This is a genomic window from Calditrichota bacterium, assembly GCA_013112635.1.
Taxonomy (GTDB): Bacteria; Calditrichota; Calditrichia; order Calditrichales; family J004; genus JABFGF01.
On sequence record JABFGF010000016.1, the window covers coordinates 20,118 to 41,435 of the forward strand.

At 31.7% G+C, this 21,318-nt stretch carries 20 protein-coding genes; 7 read left to right on the forward strand and 13 right to left on the reverse strand.

All coding sequences use genetic code 11. From position 1 onward, the window contains the following. Window positions 1-15: 15 nt before the first annotated feature. The 4 genes from HND50_21735 to HND50_21750 all read left to right on the forward strand — a co-directional run bounded on the left by HND50_21735 (window position 16) and on the right by HND50_21750 (window position 5,527). Window positions 16-873 (forward strand): hypothetical protein, encoded by an 858-nt coding sequence (locus tag HND50_21735; protein NOG47876.1) that lies wholly within the window; start codon window positions 16-18, stop codon window positions 871-873. 28 nt (window positions 874-901) lie between these two features. Beyond that, the gene (locus HND50_21740; protein ID NOG47877.1) at window positions 902-2,785 is read left to right on the forward strand and encodes a sigma 54-interacting transcriptional regulator; all 1,884 of its coding nucleotides are present in this window, start codon (window positions 902-904) and stop codon (window positions 2,783-2,785) included. Between the two features lie 234 nt (window positions 2,786-3,019). Further along, window positions 3,020-4,858: a hypothetical protein gene (locus HND50_21745; GenBank protein ID NOG47878.1), complete on the forward strand. Its 1,839-nt coding sequence runs from the start codon at window positions 3,020-3,022 to the stop codon at window positions 4,856-4,858. A gap of 57 nt (window positions 4,859-4,915) precedes the next feature. Next, window positions 4,916-5,527, forward strand: coding sequence for a hypothetical protein (locus tag HND50_21750; GenBank protein ID NOG47879.1), 612 nt, complete (start codon window positions 4,916-4,918; stop codon window positions 5,525-5,527). Window positions 5,528-5,629: 102 nt separating this feature from the next. On the opposite strand, the gene HND50_21755 is transcribed toward HND50_21750, so the two are convergent. The 8 genes from HND50_21755 to HND50_21790 all read right to left on the reverse strand — a co-directional run bounded on the left by HND50_21755 (window position 5,630) and on the right by HND50_21790 (window position 12,454). Further along, window positions 5,630-6,616, reverse strand: coding sequence for an alpha/beta hydrolase (locus tag HND50_21755; protein ID NOG47880.1), 987 nt, complete (start codon window positions 6,614-6,616; stop codon window positions 5,630-5,632). A 174-nt stretch (window positions 6,617-6,790) separates the two neighbouring features. Then, on the reverse strand, window positions 6,791-7,591 hold the full coding sequence (locus tag HND50_21760) for an HAD-IB family phosphatase (protein NOG47881.1): 801 nt from the start codon (window positions 7,589-7,591) through the stop codon (window positions 6,791-6,793). A gap of 65 nt (window positions 7,592-7,656) precedes the next feature. Then, window positions 7,657-8,700 carry a hypothetical protein gene (locus tag HND50_21765; GenBank protein NOG47882.1) on the reverse strand — a complete coding sequence of 348 codons (1,044 nt, stop codon included), beginning with the start codon at window positions 8,698-8,700 and terminating at the stop codon, window positions 7,657-7,659. 559 nt (window positions 8,701-9,259) lie between these two features. Then, entirely contained in the window at window positions 9,260-9,478 is a 219-nt protein-coding gene (locus tag HND50_21770; GenBank protein NOG47883.1) for a hypothetical protein, read from the reverse strand. Between the two features lie 189 nt (window positions 9,479-9,667). Further along, a complete protein-coding gene (locus tag HND50_21775) occupies window positions 9,668-10,165 on the reverse strand; it encodes a SocA family protein (GenBank protein NOG47884.1) in 498 nt (165 codons plus the stop codon). After that, window positions 10,158-11,060, reverse strand: a complete 903-nt coding sequence (locus tag HND50_21780) for a hypothetical protein (protein ID NOG47885.1) — start codon at window positions 11,058-11,060, stop codon at window positions 10,158-10,160. Before HND50_21780 ends, HND50_21775 begins: the two co-directional genes overlap by 8 nt. A 361-nt stretch (window positions 11,061-11,421) precedes the next feature. Beyond that, window positions 11,422-11,958, reverse strand: coding sequence for a hypothetical protein (locus HND50_21785; protein ID NOG47886.1), 537 nt, complete (start codon window positions 11,956-11,958; stop codon window positions 11,422-11,424). A 142-nt stretch (window positions 11,959-12,100) separates the two neighbouring features. Beyond that, window positions 12,101-12,454 (reverse strand): hypothetical protein, encoded by a 354-nt coding sequence (locus HND50_21790; protein NOG47887.1) that lies wholly within the window; start codon window positions 12,452-12,454, stop codon window positions 12,101-12,103. A 171-nt stretch (window positions 12,455-12,625) separates the two neighbouring features. On the opposite strand from HND50_21790, the gene HND50_21795 reads away from it, so the two are divergent. The 3 genes from HND50_21795 (at window position 12,626) to HND50_21805 (ending at window position 15,607) form a co-directional block, all read left to right on the forward strand. Continuing rightward, window positions 12,626-12,787: a hypothetical protein gene (locus HND50_21795; GenBank protein NOG47888.1), complete on the forward strand. Its 162-nt coding sequence runs from the start codon at window positions 12,626-12,628 to the stop codon at window positions 12,785-12,787. Beyond that, entirely contained in the window at window positions 12,787-13,980 is a 1,194-nt protein-coding gene (locus HND50_21800) for a T9SS type A sorting domain-containing protein (GenBank protein NOG47889.1), read from the forward strand. Before HND50_21795 ends, HND50_21800 begins: the two co-directional genes overlap by 1 nt. Before the next feature lie 202 nt (window positions 13,981-14,182). Continuing rightward, a complete protein-coding gene (locus HND50_21805) occupies window positions 14,183-15,607 on the forward strand; it encodes an MBOAT family protein (GenBank protein NOG47890.1) in 1,425 nt (474 codons plus the stop codon). Here HND50_21805 and HND50_21810 read toward each other — a convergent pair. The 5 genes from HND50_21810 to hxsD are packed head-to-tail and all read right to left on the reverse strand — an operon-like array spanning window position 15,588 to window position 21,297. Beyond that, complete coding sequence (locus HND50_21810) at window positions 15,588-17,624, reverse strand: hypothetical protein (GenBank protein ID NOG47891.1); 2,037 nt, start codon at window positions 17,622-17,624, stop codon at window positions 15,588-15,590. The two genes, HND50_21805 and HND50_21810, sit on opposite strands and share 20 nt — an antisense overlap. Continuing rightward, window positions 17,617-18,405 (reverse strand): DNA/RNA non-specific endonuclease, encoded by a 789-nt coding sequence (locus tag HND50_21815; protein ID NOG47892.1) that lies wholly within the window; start codon window positions 18,403-18,405, stop codon window positions 17,617-17,619. Before HND50_21815 ends, HND50_21810 begins: the two co-directional genes overlap by 8 nt. Next, the gene (gene hxsC / locus HND50_21820) at window positions 18,402-19,544 is read right to left on the reverse strand and encodes a His-Xaa-Ser system radical SAM maturase HxsC (GenBank protein NOG47893.1); all 1,143 of its coding nucleotides are present in this window, start codon (window positions 19,542-19,544) and stop codon (window positions 18,402-18,404) included. The genes HND50_21815 and hxsC overlap by 4 nt, the downstream gene beginning before the upstream one ends. Beyond that, a complete protein-coding gene (gene hxsB, locus HND50_21825) occupies window positions 19,541-21,013 on the reverse strand; it encodes a His-Xaa-Ser system radical SAM maturase HxsB (protein ID NOG47894.1) in 1,473 nt (490 codons plus the stop codon). Before hxsB ends, hxsC begins: the two co-directional genes overlap by 4 nt. Continuing rightward, window positions 21,013-21,297 carry a His-Xaa-Ser system protein HxsD gene (gene hxsD / locus HND50_21830; protein NOG47895.1) on the reverse strand — a complete coding sequence of 95 codons (285 nt, stop codon included), beginning with the start codon at window positions 21,295-21,297 and terminating at the stop codon, window positions 21,013-21,015. The genes hxsB and hxsD overlap by 1 nt, the downstream gene beginning before the upstream one ends. Between the last annotated feature and the right edge of the window lie 21 nt (window positions 21,298-21,318).

The window sequence follows — 21,318 nt, forward strand, 5'->3', positions numbered from 1 at the left end:
AACCAAAAAAAACAATTGAAAATTAACTGGAAAAAATATGAAGAATTTGATTGGAATTCTTCTTCACAAACAGCAATGAAAAAAAGTGAAAGAATGGAAATAGCCGAAATTGCAAAAGATATGCTTGAATTAAATGATAATGATATGGCCGAAGCTACACCACCCGGAAGATTCGCAGCTACGGTCATTCATCCTAATAACTGTGATTTAGGCATAAAAATCTATAAGAATAATGATGATGGCAGACGCCAGGCGAACAGGGCAATGGCTGTTTACCTGCAGGATATTGAGAGACTTCCCGGTCTTCCAAGTGAGAATGTGCAAAAGATAATCCGTGCAGATCGCTATAATAAGGAGAGAAACTATATAATCCAGGAGTGGATTTCCGGTGACAGCCTGGAATATCTACAGATCAAAAATGCGATTGAACCTGCGCATATTCGCCCGATTATCGAACAGCTATTCCTAAATATTATTATCCCGCTTTGGACAAAAGGAACCGTCTGGTGGGATTCACGGGATGGTAATTACTGTTTTGATGCGAACACTCAAAAACTAACGTTGATTGATATTGATTCTTTAACCACTTATTATGAAGAAATTATTGAAACACCCGATGTATGGAATAGACGTGAACGTGGAAGGGCATTTGCCTTACCTCGCCTGCGCCAAATGGTACTAAGGCTTTTGCAAACCCAAGGGTTCGATAGAGGAATGCAGAAAAAATATAGAGCGATATGGGATAAAGAATTCCTACCCGTTCTTAAAGTCCTTGGCCGGGAAATTACTGATGAATTAGTAGCTGTTACTCACTACCATCATTTCATAAGTGAATTAGAAACAGCAGGACTATTACCAACCCTTACAGTATAATGCTGTAGGGGTTTTACAGGAGAAGCGAATGATAGCCAGAATCAGGGAACTCATTGATAAACGCAAGCATAACGAAGCCTATGAGTTAGTAAAACAAGAATTAAAAAAGAAATTCAATCTGCATAATGAAGAAGATGAGCTAATTTACAGTGAATTACTTGCCTTAAATACAACTGTCAAAACATTGCTAGGCGCCAGTTATGATGACCTGATTTTAGATGCTGTACGGCGCAAGAAATTTAACTCTCAGAAAAAATACAAGATTGATAATGTGAATGTTTTTCTTACAGATGAAAACCTGCTGCTATCTGATAGCGAGACATATATTAATATTATACATGACACTAAATATTTTAATTTTTCTGATAGAAGCGCATCCGATGCTTTTATTAAACGACTTGGTCAGAAACATATAGACACAGAACTGGAAAAACACACAAACCTAAAAAGAGGCGATTATATAAAGATAAAACATCCCTCTTTAAAGGCCCAATACAGCTTTCATATACTGGCATTATTTGGGAATAATAACCAGCTCGATTTTGAAGCAATGGAAAAATCATTAAGCTCTATTCTGATTGAAATGGAGCAGATGGACCTTAAAAAAATTAGTATGCCGGCCATTGGTTTTGATTGGGTCTATATGGTTCCGGATGAACAGAAAGAACAAGTTGCCACCTCCATTGCTGACAAAGTTGCTGAGGTGATTGTTACAACAATCAAACAACAAAAATTTTCTGCTTACCCGGATATACACATAAAATTTGTGGCTTCTGATACAAAAGAAGCATTCACTAAAGCTTTTTACCACTGGAGTAAAATGGATGACTACTATTTTAAGAACATCATTCATTTTCAGGAAAACCAGAAAAAACTAATCAAGGAAGCCAAAACAAATAATCCTAATTATATAAAGCTATTAAATGAAATCAGTAATGCTTTTCGCGAAGACTCTATTGTCTTGCTTTTGGGTGAAACAGGAACAGGTAAAAGTTTCTTTGCAGAACAAATCCATAAATACAGTGCTCGTTCAGCAAAACCATTTGAGAGCTTTAACTGTGCATTATTGAAGCAGGGTAAAAACTATACCCAGTTGTTTGGCTGGGTAAAAGGTTCCTATACCGGAGCGGATAAAGACGGTGTTGGATTAATTGAAAAAGCAGAGGGTGGCACTTTATTCCTTGATGAAGTGGGTAACCTCGATTTGGAATCTCAAAAATCCCTCTTATTGTTTTTGGATAAAGGGCTCTACAGGCGCTATGGCGATCCTAACCAAAGACAGGCCGATGTCAGATTGTTATTTGGTACAAACCAGAATTTAGAAAGAAGAGTGAAAAAGCATCTGTTTGCCCACGATTTGTTTGAGAGAATCGCAGGGCGGGTATATACTCTACTGCCACTACGATATAGAAAAGATGATATTGAAATATTTACAAAATGGCTGGTAAATAGTTTTAATAAAAAGAAAAATCAGTCTGTAGTAGTAGACAGCCTTGCCATCAACGAACTTATGAAGTATTCCTGGCCTGGCAATGTGCGCCAGTTACAATATTATCTACAAAACCTCTACCATAATAGTATCTATAATGAATCGTTCAAGATTGATGTACAAAACATTCGGGAACTGCCTCCCCGTGATTCATTATTTGAAGAGTTTGATAGATTCGAAGAACTTGAAAACATTCTTGAGTCATTCCTAAAAGACTGGAATTCTAAAAAAGGTAAGTTCACCGAAGAATTTATCAATCCAATTCTGGCAAAGATTTATAAAGAAAACATAAATGGAAATATCCGTGAAACGGATAAATTTCTTGGCATAACGGGCTCTTCAGGTAAGCAATCAGAATTCAACAGAAGTTATGCAAAATTCGCAGGACTTGAAGAAATATATAAATCGAACTACATCGACTGAAATCGATCCTCATCGATAATCCTAGCATAAAGTAACATCTTGTAAATCTATATAACTCCTTGTAATTATTAGGTTAAGGCCTAATAATATCCTTTTGGCACGCTTATTTCCTTTGTTATGGAGAAAAAGGGCAAACAAAAGGACTGTTCAATGAAAATACGAGGACCACCACCCAAGCGAAAAATCCAAGACTGAAACATTAATTAATTTAATAATAACAAAATTGGTAAAAAAATGAAAAACCAAAGAACTTTGAAAAATCGTCTGAAAAGACAAAATAAAAAACGAAGAATGAAAAGGAAAAGAGGAGCATCTCAAAATCAACGACAATTCATGAATAAAGCTCAAGAGAGAAAGCAGGAAAACCTGGCACCACAAACAAAAAAAAATACGGTGAGCAAACCAAATGATTTATGTTCTTGTGGCAGCGGAAAGAAATACAAAAAATGTTGCATAAGATACCACCAAGCAGAGATGCTTATTATAGTACCCATTAGTGTTGTTTCAGAGATAACATACAATGTAAACATAAAAACAAAAGATGGTGAGTTTATTGAAGGGTACTCTATGATTCGATTAATGTCATTACATGAATTCTATTTTGATATAGAAACAGACAAAGAAGAATTGTTAGAATGCTTAAAAAATTGGGAGTCATACAGTACATCCAGAATTGATAATTACATAATTCCATCATTACACAAACATATAACTGATGGCGAAATAAACACTTTAGATACTGGGACGCCGAATCATTTAACTGATACAAATAATAAAACAATAGAAAACTACGACTGGATAGAATATAATTCAGTAAAAAAAATTGAGAATGTCAGTGTTAATAAGCCTATAGAGATCGAGCTTAAAACCCTGGATGGAAATGTTCAACCTCTATCACCTGAACTGAACCTCGAACTAAAAAACCCAGAACAGTACTTGGATGATTTACTTAAAGAAGCATATAAATTTTTTAAAGAAGAGATTTTTTCTTCAGTAGGATTTTGCATAAGTCCTCTTGATCAAATTAAAATTGCTTTAGAATACTCTGCTTATAATTACTCAATTTTAAAATATGGGAAAGTTTTTACAAAGACTGAATCGGATGCTTTTATCGATGATACTCTAACAGAAATAAAAAAAGCCGGAAAGTATGAAACATTGATTGAAAAGACAAAGGAAATGCAAGAAGCTTTTCGCGCAAAATATGAAGAAATAACATCACACCAACTTGATGATTTTGTAAATGATTGGCTTGAGTTATTAATACTACCTAAACACTATAGTAAAGAGGAAGACAAACTGCGTTTTGAAGCTGTTCGTAATTGGTATTGGTCGTTTTATTTAATGGAAACAGGCATTTACGATGCAGTAGACTTGGACAAGGAAATTAACCACCAAAAAGATACTGAAAGCGATCCTGGAATCACATATACATCATTCAAAAAAGAACATCCAATTATCGGTATGCATTTACAATTTTCAGAAATAGAGAAAAGATTACTATCTGAGATGGCAAGAAATCCAGAGTTTGTAAGTACATATTTTTATCAAATGATCAACGGTACTGAAGAACTTTTTAAAATAGTTCCGAAAAATTGGATAGACGATTTTTTATGGGCCAGCTCGAATGGGTTTACTGCAAGCCAACTATCCACTCCGATTATTTTTCGCTTTGGGCCAAGCAGAAGTATGTTTTATCAAACTTTTGGCAAATCTACATTACAAAATCTTTTTAAAAAGGAGGGTTTCTGGGGTTTTTCTAAACAGTTTAATATTAAACTTAATCCAAAGGGAATTTTTTCAAATTTTTTAAATCCAAATCCAGTTTTTAAAGATAATATCAAGGCTTATTATGAATCTATTGGTACTAATATGGATCGCTTTGAAGCAATGTGGAAATTGGAAAATAAGTATTTGGCATACCAATATTTTTCTCAAATGTTGCTATCAGAATCTGCCGTAAAATTGTTTTTAGGTAATGATGCAACGCAGAAGGAGGAAGTTGTTCAGAATTTAAATAATATAAAAGTTTTTAGGAAAGTATTCATAAACACTGAAAAGGTATATCACTAAATTAAAAGCCGGTTCGCTTCGGACCGGCTTGTTTTAACTTTAAATGCGGAGAATAAAATGAAATTTAAAATTGGCAATTGCATCGGTGAAGTTTTAATAGACAGGGTAAACTCAATGTACAGCCCAAACCCGCCGTATGGTTATGAAAAAATAACCGCAGAAATGTATTTCAACAATAAATGGCAAAAATTATCACCAAGACACACAGGGGAATTAACTAATCCCAAAGCAAACAATCTCCTTACGCTTTGGAATAATCTTAGGGTTTGGGAAGGTGATGTCGACAAAAATGGTAACCCAACCGCTGAATATTTAGCCAAAAGAAATGAAAGATTGAAAATTGGTGATTATTGGAATCAAACCCGCAAAAATCCTCTTTATTACTATTGGGAGGGCAGGAAACTAAATCGGTCAGAAGCAATGAGAGAAGTATATATTCCTATATATCTGGATTATGTGTTAAAAACAGATCTTTATGCAGAACTCAAAAAGCGAGTACGTGCAGGACGAAATTTATTAATTTTAGGTTATCAAGCCACTAAGTATTCATCAATAAATGATATGGATGGAAAAAAGTTAAAAAAGTTATGTTTTAGCCCGAGCAAGAGATTCGTAAATGCTCATATTTTAGCAGGCCTGTTAACTGATAATCATGTATGGGAAGAATAAAAAACTAATTAGCCGACTCAATTGAATCGGCTTTTTATTTGTATCCATCAGTTCGATATCTTAATTTGGTGTACAAAAGGGCAATAGTGGAAGCTCCAGTATCTATTTTGAATCAGCCAAAGTTAAAATACTTGTTTTTCTAAATTCATCTTTTGGAAAAACACGGCCATTCAAGAGTGTGTTGAAGATGTGATCAAACACAATGCCAGGCTCTCCTTTTTTCTTTCCAGATCTAAAATAGGAATGGCCTTTCGGATAATCATACGTTGTATTGACCTCATCACAATCAACGGCATACACATTTTTTGGTGTAAGGCCCAAATCCTCAGGCCCAGAATGTCCAAGACGACGAGACGCTTCTGCATTCTTCAAGTTTGATACTTTACTCGCTCTTAATGCTAAGTCATCAGATGCATAATAAATAACAACATTTCGCGATGTGTGACTTATCAGCTCTCCTTCATGTCCTTTGTGTAATGATTCATTTAAAATGTCAGCTGCTACCAAAAAAGTGTTCCTAAACAGTAATGGTAAACCTCCAGGCTGGTCATATTTATGCCAGTTACTTAAGGTTTGACGAAGAACCCGGTTTCCCATTGAGTGAGCTAAAATATTAATTCTTTTCAGACATGGATTATCATCAGGGTTATATTCTGTTGAGCTTCTCCATTCCATGAATTTCTGTAACATTCTAGCTAATGAAAAAGCACTTTGATCCGCAGCTTTTTGGTCATCCCAGTAGTCCTTTATGATTCCGATGTCATTATCACAAGGCCATATGATGGGAATAACAAGAATTTCTTCATCTTTTTTATTATCACAGAGTGATTGTAACTCTTTTGCATGATTAAACACATCCTCAGGAAGAGTAGAGAATCCATGTATATACATCAAAACGTGTTTATAGTTTGAGTTTTTAATTGCAGATAGCAAGGTCATACTTCCAATTTCCTCGATAGATTTTTTGGAAGACCTACGGCAACAAAAAAAGGCACGACTCGATGAATTGTTTTCAAGGTCAAATTCAAATTCTTTGTTTAGTTCAGGCTCGGTATTTTTTGTGGGCACTCTATTAGTAATAAATAGCATGTTTCCCTCCCTGTATAATATCGTTAACTTCTTATTTCAATCTTAAGGTTCTTAAGTACTTAAATAAGAACTCACAGTCTGTTGAGGATAAATTGATTTCGAACGATATTTTGTTTTCTTACTTTTAGGTTTTCAGAAAGAAGTGATCTCTTCAATATTTATTTAAGCATTTAACTATTTACTTAGTATATGTGGCAAAATTTTTAGTAAATCATTTTCTGCAACTTCAATATTTGCTGCAGCCTTCATTCCTTGTCCTTTAGGAGGATATGCGATGGCTAAACCTGCTTTCTTCGCTACTTCATCATCATTAAATCCTTCTCCAACAAATATAGAATTCTGTAGGGTGAAACCATTCTCAGTACACATCTTCTCCAAAGCTATTGCCTTACCTTCAAAATCATACTTTGTTGCATTTACTCCAGTTAGTAAACCATTGCTATCAAATAAGAATTTATTTATGTATATATGATCAAACAATTCGTCAGCATTCGGGATTTTTTCGTAAAGAAAAACATCAATCCCACCTGATATTAAACCTACAATAAAACCGTCATTTTTAAGTATATTTATTGCTTCATTTAAATTTTTTGTTACTTGTATATTCTCAGTAATTTTTTTAAAATCTGATCGTTTTAATCCCTTCTCTTTAAACTGGTCACACGCCCATTCACACCACTCTTGATATGAAGTCTGTTGTGTTATATAGCGTCGCATTCCTGCTTTTCTAACAGCTTCTGGAAAACCAAGAAAATCCCAGACCATAGTCCATGAAAATTCCAAACCCCGGAGTAATGTTCCATCAAGATCAAAACCAATTATTTTATACCCATCTTTTGGTTGAATAATAATAGAATTAGCTTTTTCCTGTGTTTTCTTCTTACGATTTGTTTTTATTATTGTAATATAAGTAATTAGTGCTGTTAACAAAGTTGCAACACCCGTTATTATTGCAGCCGTTATTGTTGGATCCATAATAAATAACTCCCCGTGGAAAATCCTGTTTGACAATCCACTTATAAATCGTTGGGTTAACTATTTCAAAAACTAATTTTGTCTTTAAGTTTATCAGCTAATCCTGGGCCAATACCATTAACACGATTTTGGAAATCGACCATATCCTGAAAAAGATTGCTTTGTCTTTCGGATACTATTCTCAATGCAATAACATCGCCTATACCAGGAAGCGATTTTAGTTTAACTGAAGTTGCTGTGTTTACATTTATTAAAACGACAGGGGTTGTCAGATTGTCTGTGATTATACCATCATCATCTGGGTCAGTAATAGTAAACTTTGCCCAAATGGGCCTATGGTCGCTAACTTGCAAAGAAGCCTTTTTGTCATCATTTCCAAAATCAGTTTCATCAAATTTATCTATACCCGTTGTACCCTCAAATTCACGTGTAAAAGAATTGTTAATCCAAATATTATCATATTCGCTTTCTTTAATAGTAGTTCCACCACTGATTAATTCCTGCATTGAGTATATGTTCCTTAAATCATCAAAAGCAGCATCAGATGCTTTTAAATTAAAATCACCACACAATATTACATCTTGTTCAACACCATTTTCATTTTGAACAAAAGCATAAACTTCATCCAATAACCGGGCTTCTTTTCTTCTTTCTTCCTTACTATGGCCAAAGATTGAATGCATTGTGATGACAGTGAAGTCAAAATTGCCGGAGATAAAACTGGCGTAAAAAGGTTCACGTATGAAGTCATTACTAGGATCAGAATAGACATTTGCAAAATCTAAATAATCAATTTTATCCGAACGATATAAAAATGCATATATTTCTTTTTGGGTATTTCCAACAGCCGGACTTAGTATTTTAGAATACTCCAAATTGAATGACTCATCTAACATCTCTATTGCCCGGTCAATTACCCTTTCGTCGCGAAGTTCCTGAATAGCTATAAAGTCATAATCTTTTAATTGATCACATATTAATTTGAGTTCAGTATCATCACGACTGTTATCAGAAAAGATTCTAATATTAAAACTCGCAATTGTTATTGTGTTTTGAGCATGAGAGAGTGGGGTTAGAATTAAAAATATTAGCAGAAAAAAATATTTCATGAGAACCTCCTTTGTTTAGAGGTCTTCCTGACGGGGACTACATTTTTCTTCCTGAATGGTAAGTAAGAAAAGGATACGATAGGAAAAATACAAAGTCAATATTATAATTGATGTTAGCCTTTATAAAATTTCTTAAGAATTTCTGCAACCCCCTGAAGTTCAAATAATCCAGGTGAGATATCCAACATTTTTGTTATATCAATAGGGTCTGCAAGAACAATGGGAGCTTCTAGTCTACGAATCATTCTCTCTCTCGAATGTGTTCAGGTTGCTCATCCAGTTTTTTTAGTTCTTTTTTATGCAAACCTTCAGCACCTTTATTCAATCCGCTATTGGTATTTGTTGTTCTTGAAATTGGGCATAAACGAAGATATGGATGTTTATACCCTGTTATTCTTACACAAGCACGATTTAGAATGTGATCTAAGAACGTTTCACGGCCTATTTTATCAAAACCTAGTCGATTCCACGTATTTCTATAATTATCATAATCTACATGAATCCATAGTTGTTTTTCTGGATGAAGTTTTTTGAAATAACTCTGACCTTTAGTTTCTTTCTATAGTTGAATCTCTGAATTCTGATTTGGAATATTAGGTTTAACGATTACAGCGTTTATAGCACGTTTGCGACCAGGGATTTTCAATTCAACATTTCCGAAGTATTTCTCAATAGTTTGAATATCTACAGCCGCTATGGGTACAATTAAATCATTAGTAAGGCCATAAGTTTGAACATTCATCTCCTCCCAATCTTGGATTTCAAGTCTTTTTAGCATTAATCCCTTTGATTTATTTCTTATAAACTGATAACTGGATATCATCCAGTTGGCAAATTAAGCTTAAATTATCTCGCAGATATATGAACTCTTAGATCGACTTGAAAACCCCTCCCTGCACTCACTAGCTTTACTACAATTTTATGCAATTAAAAAATATTAGATCGTATAAGAAATTCCTTCATCTTTTTATTCAAATGAAGAGGAATTTGTTTTATCACGGACTATTTTTGCATTACCAATTATATCTAAATGATTATATCTCACTTGATTTTTTACTGGTAAGGTTGAATAAACATGATTTATAAAGTTATTCCAATAAAAAGGCGATGTTGTTTCAATTACATCGATTATAATTTCTTTATCGTTTTCGGATAAAGAATCAATAGATATTTTCTTTAAATCCGCCGTTTTATCAAATGTTATAAGTTCCTTTGTAAATCCATAATAGTTTTCTTCTTTTACAATTTTTAAAAACGGATCGATTGAAACCTCTTGAACAACATCTTCAACATAAGGACCATAATGATTAAAAAGCCAGTTGATATTTGTCATTTGATGACCATACTCAACAGCATTTTCCCAATCAATAAGATATATTAATTTTGTAAACCTCGCTTTTGAAAGCTCTTGTTTATTTGGGTAATTAATGTATGTAAACCTAATAACATCATTAAGGTTAGCCATTGTTTTGCCCTTCTATTTTATCGAAGTTTCTTTGTATTTTTTGCTGATTGATTAGAAAACGTATTAATTCTACAAATATAGGTTCGTAGGTATTAATAGTTTCATTAATTTTTGTTTTATGTTTACTAAAGGCACTAGCGATTAAACTTTCAAACACAATAATACCAATTCTTATTTCGTTTTGGCTAATAGCTTTTGCATAATAGCATCGGCTTTTCATTGTTAGACTTTTTGCGGTCTCAGGTTCGATGTTGAATCTTCGTTTCAATGCTTCGTAATACTTATTAGTTCCTGAGGGTGGAAGAGAACCAACATAACAATCACCCTCACCCGCCCATGCATTACCAACAGCACCTTGGTTGTCGGGAATTGCCTGTCTACTACTACTGGAGTTATAAACAGGAGATTTGCTAAATCTACCCCCATTATAAAATTTTTCTTCAGTTGAATCATGGTAGTACAAAGTAATTCTTTCATTAGATCTAATATTAAACAATTCAGTTGAAATAATTCTTAACATACTATCCGCTAATTTTTTAATATTCTTATTATTTTGAATACGTGCATCCGCTGAAAATTCTTCAAAATCATTTAACCGAGTTCTTATTTTGTTTCTATCGGATATAGTGTCTTTTTGACGATCAGAATTTATTCCAGTGATTATAACTAGAAACACGCTGATACTTAAAATAAAAATATGAAAAACAAACCAAAACCCAGTTAGTTGCATGAAATACAATGCTATTACTATAAGGAAGGCATTTGCAACATAGTTAACAGTAGTATTTTTTATTGAAATAAAAGTTAAAAATTTGCTCCATAATGTGGAATTAGTAATTAGGCCTTTTCTTCTCAAAATGCTTGCATTAATTATTTTATTTCTATTGCGTTCCATATATTAACCTACTTTTCATCGAGGCAGTGTTATTCCGGAATTATCTCAATAACTTTTCCACCAGATACCATTGATGAATCATATACACTTCCATCAACTTTATGCTTGTGTGTCCCTTCACTTTTCAATCACCTTAATCATTACACCCCAGTGTATCCATACATGATCATTATTTTACATTCTGGACAATTGTAAGTCACGGAAGTTTTATCATACATTTGTTTTCCTCTATCCTTTAAAAACTTAATTTGTACAATTTCTTAAATAATTGGAGTGAGGAAATTGTAAGGTCTCATTACTCCATAATCTCCACTAGATGCAAAATTCAAGGAACCATCTGGATTATTGAAAACAATTGATTTTAGAGATTTGAATCGATTTTTCGGCAATTGTTAATCAACTCTTCAACATCCGCGACTAAGTTCTTAATAACGTCAAGGCAGCCTGATCCAGCATAAACTTTTTGTACTTCTCCAGATCGAGGATCTTTGAACTCGTTATCAATTAACCTTACATTTGATAAATTCACTATCTTTCCTATCCTTCCGCGATGAGTTCCATGATTACGCCACTCAAAAAGTAAAGCCAACCAACTCTTTTTATTTTTTCGAAGACTTTCTAAGTGATTAAACGATAGTGAAACTTGGTCGTTTTTTTTAAGTGTGTTGGAAACGGTATCCCACCTTACATTATGTAAGTGAAGTTTAAGAGAGTACGCAGCATTAATTTCATGGAGCATTGATTCAATTGAAGCGGCGAGATGGAAGAAACAACTCTCTTGATGAGAATTCTCCCATTCATCATTAGAAGTTGAATCGAGATAATTCTTCAATTCTTCAAAATGAATTTTCGCATATCTCAATTTCTGATCAGTTCTTTCCTTATATTGTGAATTCATTCTATTTTTCTCTAAAAGGTCAGTATTGCTAAGTCGAAAAAGCCCTAAGCTCCCCCTCCCAAGCTCAGGGTTAAATAAACAACTAAACTGTATTAAAAATCACAATCCAAGAGGGCATTTGGATTACGTTTTTTTGATATCGCTAGTTTGGAATCCATAAATATGTATTTACCAGACCATTAGTTCCTTTTTTAAATAGCCGATTATCGTTGGACAAAAGTTTTTTAACAATCCAACCAAGGTCAATTGCTGCGCTTTCAAAAGAAGCGTCTTCATCTTTTCCAGCCTTAATATGTTTATCATAAAGAACTTGAAGAGGAGTTCCATTCCAATCACTATTTACACCACCTACCAAATCACGAACCGCGAAAGGTATTTCGGTTTTGTTTTTTATCCAACAATATATAGCCCCTTGCATAAATACCTCAATTAGCTCCCTTTCATTGTCATTTAGCCCATAGACCTCTCGAATCTCTGATTCTGGTGTAAGTGGCATTCCTAATTCCTGTTTTTAATGACCGGACAAAGTGTAAATATTTTGAAAGCAGTAAAATACATACTAATCTAAAACCGTGCGTAAAACAACTAAAATATAAAATTATTTTTGGTTGGAAGTAATGATTTCGGCGTATATTTTACATCAACTCTATAAATAGAAAGGTAAAACATGAGTGAAACTGTAAACTTAGAGCAACTTGTTATTTCAAATATGTATTCAATTGAAGCTTTAGTAATTCTACTAATTGAAAAAGGCTTAATAACCCAGGAAGAAATCCTTTCAAAAATTAAAGAAGCGCAATTAAAAAATACAAGAACAGGTACCAATTAATGAAAACCAACCTAGTATTCCTTTTTCTAATTGTATCCATTGCTCAATCGGCTGACACACTTAGGGTAGCTACCTACAATATTTTAAACTATAACGGCACTACACGAAATGAATACTTGCAACCAATCGCTCAAGAGATTAATGCCGATATTTTGATCGTTCAGGAAATACTTAGTCAAGCTGCTGTAAACTCTTTTACCACTTCAGTTTTAAATGGTAATTACAGTACAATACCTTTCAATGATGGCCCAGACACAGACAATCACATTTTCTATAAAACAGACAAAGTAGAGTTTATTTCAGATTCATACATATCCACAGAACTGCGAGATATAGCTGAGTATAAATTAAAAGTGAATTCAACAGACGAATTTCTTTTTATCTATTCCGCCCACCTCAAAGCGAGCCAAGGATCTGATAATGAACAAAAGCGTTTGGCCGAATGCACTATTTGGCGGGATCGTTTGAACCAACACTTACCTGGAACGAACTTTATCATCCTTGGAGATTTTAATTTTTATGATTCGGGTGAACCAGGTTATCAGAAACTTTTAGGTGATGAAGCAGACAATGATGGACGTTCGTTTGATCCAATTGATTCACCAGGTAACTGGCACAACTCGGAATCTTTTGCCGGGATCCATACACAAAGCCCACGAGTAGAACAATTCGGAGGAGGTGCCTCAGGTGGATTGGATGACCGTTTTGATTTTATTCTTATTTCTGAGGCTTTGAAGGATGAGGTTCTTCCGAGTTCTTATACGGAATTTGGCAATGATGGTCAGCATTTCAATGTCTCAATTAATAATGGAGATAATAGTGCTGTTAGTTCAGAAATAGCAGATGCTTTGTACTATGGAAGCGATCATTTACCTGTTTATTGTGATTTTGTATTTGATGATGTCTCTGGAATTGAAAGCGAAAAACCAAAAGATTTCGTATTGCTACAGAATTACCCAAATCCGTTTAACTCCATAACAAATATTGTATTCGAAGTAAAAAAACCGGGAAATGTAAAACTTGATCTTTATAACACATCCGGAAAGAAAGTTCTTAATCTTATTGATAATCCCTATTCAATAGGAAAATTTGAGTATAGATTTAATGCAAGTTCGATTGCAAGTGGAGAATATTATTTACTACTTTCTAATGATAGTAAAAATAGTCCACGGAAAATTGTATTAATAAAGTGACATTTATATATATTTATGAGGCCTCTTATTATCTGCTGTTTTCTATACAATAAAAACTATTTCCTATTGCTATTTCCTTTTTACTTGGAATTCAAACTGTACTAACTTATTCTTTAAATATTAAAATTACTGTAGCTAAAGTTATTTCGATTGAACTCCAAGTTCTATCTTTTAAATATAGAATATAAAAGGCTTCTCCAGAATGAGTTTCATAACAATAGAATTCATTTTCTTTTTTTCTATAGTTTTTATTTTAGTAAAAATAATTCCTGAAAAATACAAAATAATATTTCTTCTAATTTCGAGTTATTATTTCTATGCTTATTGGAACTCACTATTAGTATTTTTACTCCTTTTTTCTACACTAATAGATTTCTTTATTGCTAAGAGAATCGAGAAAACTGCAAATTATTTTCAACGCAAAAAGCTTTTATTTTTAAGTATATCTTTAAATTTAACTATTTTATTTCTCTTTAAATATTTCAATCTGACTATTGAGACATTGAATAATTTTTTACAAATGATTAATCCAAATTATTTAATTTCGTACAGAAGCGAGCTATTATTACCTATAGGGATATCATTTTATACATTCCAATCAATATCATATACAATCGACATCTATAAAAATAAATATCCTGCCACAAAATCATTTTTAAATTTTGCTTTATATGTTTCTTTTTTCCCGCAGTTAATCGCAGGACCTATAGAGAGAGCCAACTTTTTGTTGCCACAGATAAAGGCTTTAATAAGGCAAAAATCAACCCAGCTCATTAGTGGTTTAAATTATTTCATCTATGGTCTTGCAAAGAAAGTCATAGCAGATAATATCGGTTTATATGTTAATGATGTATTTGGCAATATAGAACAATTTAGTGGATTAGAAATTGTTATGGGTTCAATCATTTTTGCATTTCAAATATATTTTGATTTTTCAGGATATTGTGATATTGCAATAGGTGTTGCAAAGTTTTTTGGCATCAATCTTACAAACAACTTTAATAAACCATATTTTGCGACTTCAATAAAAAATTTTTGGGAGAGATGGCATATTACATTGTCGACTTGGTTTAAAGACTATGTCTATTTTAATCTCGGGGGAAATAAAAAAAGTAAGCCAAAATGGGTTTTTAATATAATGATAGTTTTTATATTGAGTGGCCTATGGCATGGAGCAAAATATACCTTTTTATTATGGGGCTTGTTTCATGCAATATTTTATTTTATGGATCACTGGATTTATAAAATAAAATATGTAAATAGCCCGAATTATTTCATAAAAAGTATAATGATAACAAAAACATTTCTTACAGTTTGTGTAGGATGGATACTTTTTCGAGCAAACAACATATCTGATATAATTTTAATTTTCGAAAAAATTATAGATATTTCATTTTATGCACCAAGTGTTGAGCTTGCTTCAAGGTTTTTTCAAAATTTTAATCTTATAGTTCTTTTTTCTTTTTTATTTATAATTATTATTGATCATACTGACTTTTTAAAGAGACGGTTTATAGATATTAAAGAGTATTATATTACTTCAATAATAATTTTTGATATATTGTTAATAATCATACTTATTTTAAACATTAATGAAAATGCGCCATTTATTTATTTCCAATTTTAGGGAAAGCTTTATTCTTCATCCTATAAATCCCGTTAAAAAAACCAAATTCCCCGGCATATAATATCTCGTTTATCTCCGAATACATATACCCATCCCATTCATCGCCTCGGGTTGAGGTTATTTGATATTCTTTTTTTTGGAAAATATCATAATAGAATAAATCCCAATTGTTGTTTTTAAAACCAGAATAAAGAATAAGCTGATTTTGTGTATTATCAAATCTCGGATCCCATTCATCATACGATGTATTTGTTATTTGAATTTCCATCTTTTCAAATAGGTCAAATACAAATATATCAAAGTTGTCCGTTCGTTTAGAAATATATACTAATAGTGAATCATTTGGAGAAAACGCAGGTCGCCAGTTTTCAAAATTATTTTGAAAAACGTTATAGCTCGTTTCTGTTTTTATGTCATATATATAAATTTGAGGTGGTGTATATGATGATTTTAATGAATCAGAAAACCACCCAGAAAAGACGACCTTTTCTCCATCTTTTGAAAAAGTTGGTATGGCTCCAAAGAAATTATTTTGTGAAGTAATTGTTTGTTTTTGATAGTTATTGTTATTAAAAATGATAACTTCTGTTTCTGAACTACCATATTTTCCTTCTGTAAAACAAGTAAAATTGTCTTTGTTAATTGATGGGTGAGACTCATCGAAAGTATTATAAGATATTTGTTTTAAATTGTGAAAAGAATAGTCAGCTACGAGAATTTCAGAGTTAAAATCTCTAGTTGATTGAATTAAGATGCTATCATAATCAGCAAAATAACTTGGATATCTATCGTTTAGTGAATTTTGACTTAAATATTGAATTTTTGATTCACTAAGTTTCGATTTTTTAATGAAGTGCGATAATTCCTTTGCTAATAAGTCATGTCCATCTTTATTTAAATGTTCATCAAACTCAAAGAACAATTCTTTATCACTATTTAAGAAACTTGGCAATAAATCTATGTATAAGACATCCAAACTATCGGTTAAATCTTTCATTAATCTATTTGGAAACCTCATATCGAGTTGATCAACATCAATTCCAAATTCAGTAATGACCTCGTTAAAATATCTATAATGCACCTGTTCTTTTGTAGGGATTAAAAATACAACCAGTTTTATATTATTATCTCTAACAAATTCAACAAATTCTACAAAATAATTTTTAAAATTCTCTATATCTTGTTTTTTCATCTCAGATGATTTTTTATAAAATATATTATAGTTAATATTATTTATTTCGTTTTGATAAAATGGTTCTGCCCACCGACCAAGTGGAAGTTCATCGGGATTTTTATATTTAATAGAGGAAAAAAGAAATCGAAAATAATCGGAATAGTGCATTAAATAATCTAAGAAATTATACTCCTTCAAATTGACATTCATGAAATCATTAAAACTGCAAACTTGTAGAAAAACGGTTTTAGGATTTAATTCATTTTTGAGTTTTTTCAATAGCAAGAACTCTTCAGTAATACCAAATCCACTTATTCCGGCATTAATAATTACTTTGTTTGGAAAGTTTCGATATAAATTAGAAGAAAAAATTTCACTATTATTTACTTGAGCAGCTTGAGTATAAGAATCCCCTAAGAAAAGCCAATCGCAATTATTAATTGTGGTTTCAGGATTTTGATAATTGTGTATTCGATATCCTTGTGAATTTGTATAATAAAAAGATGTATACTCTTTATCAGTAATGGTTTTATCTAAATTGGGCTTATTAAAATAATGATTATCATACATTTCATAAAGGTCTTCTATAACAAACTCATTAAAATTGTAAATAAAAATAACTTCAATATTTATAAAAGTTGCAATAATGATTAGAAAACTAATAATTAATGAGAACAGTTTTCTAAAGAAGAAAAAGAATATAAAAACCAATAATAAAACTATGAGAAAGCTTAGTAGAGATAAGATTATATTATCATAAAGTAGGTAAAATATCACTGGATTCCCTAGGACTATACTAATCAGTGATACTGTTTTAAAATGCGTTTCTTTTTCTTTATTCAATCTCGTCATAATATATTATGTTTGATTCAATTTTTTCTTCATAATCATCATCAAATTTGTCAAAAAAATCTTCATTAGTAATTCTTTCAAGACTATTAACATCAACCTGGTAATCTTTTAAATCTACTGAGTGGAATTCATTAGCATGTGGGAACAAAAACGCTATTAGTATATTAGAATTTTCCAGAAAACATATTTTATAGAAAAAACTAGGAATTCCAATCTTATTATTTCCGAAAACCCCCATGTCGCTATCAATAAAAATGCTACCAGTAATAATACACATGCGCAAATTCGATACCCTAACCATTTCCCTTAATTTATTTTCTAAAAGAGCAAATATACCCCGGTTTAATCCGGGTTTTTGGGGAGAAATATTTGACATAACAAAGGTTTCATCTTTCAAGTCCTTATCCCAATAATAGTCTCCAGCAGGAACAAAATGCCCTCTATCAAAACCGCTTTTATAATAATCCTTTTTTGTTGCTGTTACGGTTTTGTGGAAGTCATCTATCCAAAAGCTGTTCATTCTTTTGGCCTTCGGTTGACTTTGATCTAACTGTTCAGGCGATAGAAAATGAATAGTAAAATGTGGAGACTTTTGTTTTTTATTATATTTAACTATAAATCCACGATAGATTAAAAATTGGTTTGCTGAATCACTTTCATATTTTAAAAACTTATTAATTGAATCTAATTTTTCATCAGATGATAAAGGTATATTTATTTGTCCATTGACTAAATTAATAGCCAAGTAAATAAAAACAATTACAAATTTCATTTGACGTTTTCAATTAGTTGTTTGAACTCAATTCCTGCTGAATTAAAAAGTCCTCCACATTCGTTTTTTACACTACAGTCAAGACATTCATCAATATATATATTTTTCCAATCTGAAATAGATTTCCTGGCAAAACTCCACAATTCCTTTGGAATTAAGCATAATGGGAAATTATAAAGCGAAACATTCATAAGGTTCTCATCTAAATATAAAACAGCATCTTTAAATGTTTCAAAATATTCCTTTGGATTAAAATCTAAAACGTCTTTGTTTGCTCTTGTATACCCAGTATTTTCGAGGTTCATCAAGGCAATATGTTCAACAAACGGGAAGTTAAAATATATATATCTTACTAAATTATTTAGCCGTACAAGTGTTAAGTTGTGAATAACAATTCTTATTTCAATTCTAATATTTAGCCGTGCTAAATTATAAAGACCTTGTACGGTTTTATTAAATGAATTTCGTGCTTGTACAATGTAATCATGATCTAAATAATTATCCGAATATAGCGGTATACAAAATACCATCTTCGGAGAACAGTTTTTTGCAATTTCTTTGGCAAAGCTAAAATCACAAAACTTTTTTCCATTCGAAAGAATATGTATTTCGGACTCTGGTAGCTTGTTAGATATTTCAGCTAATAGCGTTGATAACTTGTTATTTAACAAAGTTGGTTCACCACCGGTAATTCCTAGAAGAGTAACTTTCGAATTTATTAAACTTAAGATTTTTAAATTTATTTTAAATAAGTAATCAATATCATCGATCTCTCTTGGTGGTTGCGAACACATGAGGCATTTTGAATTACATTGTTCTGTAACAAATAATGCATTATGGAAAGAATTGCTTTGAAAAAGAACCTGTAACACGCCTTTTGATGTAATTTCAACAATGTCATTCTCGTTTAAAAAATGAAAATCATCCATGACAAGTATCGGAATTTTAGATGATAGAGAATTCTTAGGAAGGGCATTTGTAATTATAGCTGAATAATTAGAATTGTTAAACTTCTTAATCTCTTTCTCATCCAAGATTAAAATACAATTCTCATCTTCAAATGATGATTTTTTTTGATGAGTAATTCGACCAATTATTGACTTTGAAAAATTGAATGTTTTCCCTTGTTTTTTTATCATTTTAAAGTTACAGGTTTACGTACGACCCAAGACCTAAAAATCTTTTGATTTATAGGATCTTCTAAAAGTTGAAAAATATATTTGATTATTTGTTTGTTCTTTGCACAAAATGAATTTGTTGGCCTAAAGCCATACATATCATTTTGAGTAGAGTAATTCCTTATTGGATCGGCACCACAAAATGGTTGAAAAGCACAATCAGAGCACCCCGCTATACATTCATTAGCCCAGTTTTCAGCAATTTGATGCGCTTTTTTGCCATAAAAAATCTCATGATATGTATGTTTTTCCATGTGTCCAAGTCTAAAAAAGTTATCATTATCTTCTGCAAGCATTCGTGATTCATCAGAGGCATATACATAGCCGTCATGGTTATAAACAATAACATTATTGATAGCACCATTTGGAGATTGTAAATCAGTAAATCCAACGGGAAAGGGTGTTAATATTTTCGATAAAATTACAGTAGTAAATTCTTCAATAAAAAATGTCCCTTTTTTATTCAACTCCAATATGTAATCAAGAGCAGTTTTAAAAAAACTAATAAATTTTTCTGTATTATAAAGATTAAGTTTTTCTGATTTTTTCGCGAATCCAAAAGGATTTATTTCTCTTAAAAAGATACTAGTAAATTCTTGTTCTAAATAATCATTAATTATTTCTACTGGATATTCCAGTGATAACTGTGATGTTGTCATTAAGGGTGATATTGAATCATACCCTAATATTTTGCGACACAACTCAATCCCTCTCAATGTTAAATCGTGACTACTTTGTTTTGTAATAAATCGATTTTTATCGTGAATAAATTGAGGGCCATCGTACGAGGTAGAAATAGAAATATCATTTTCTTTACAGTAAAAAAGGAAATCTTCTTCTACTAAAGTGATATTTGTGCAAACGACAAAGGTTATATTTCTTTTTTCTAAGACATTGATCTTTTTTATTCTTTCAACAGCAAATTTGATCTTACTTTCTGCCAATAAAGGTTCACCGCCCTGGAATTCTACCGTGAGATAATTGGAGGGCGATTTAAACATTAAGGAAATTGCTTTATCCAGATTACTGTCTGATATATCATATTCTAAATTATATTCCGGTTTCCTAGAAACCTGACAATAATGACATGTATGGTTACATCTAAGAGTTATAACAAAGATATGTAATGAAGTAAATTTATCGAGGAATGATTTTTGGGTTCGGAATCTAATAGCCAATTGTTCAATGTTTTCGGGAACAGGGGTTTCAGATATAAAATTTTTTGATAATAAGTCTTTGTACAAACTGGAAAATGAATCTATCTTTCTATTTACTATAGACTCTACAGTTCCAGATTCAAACCATATATAATCACCAAGATCATTTACAATTAATTCTTTGTCTTCGATTCTTTCAAATCTAAAAGGTAAAAGGAAATAATTATCAGTTTTCTTTTTAAAATGATCCTTTGGCAAAAATTTCATAAACATCAATCATGGTTTGAAAAAGCTTTTGCAATAATTAGTTCTTTTATGTTTTTAGTTTCTTTTGAAATAATAGATCGAAGTTTATAATCAATTAAATCTCTTTTAATATTTTTACAAATTTTGTCTTTTTGTGAATTCTCTATTGAACCACTATTAAGTAAGTCCATTTTAATAGATGCTGTATTGTTTTTATTTAAATCTATTTCAACGCTAAATTCTTTTTGATACCAGTAAAAACATCTATGTATTGTTTCAACATCATAGAGGTTTGTATCTATTTCAAACACTAGCTCTTTATTTTTTAGAAT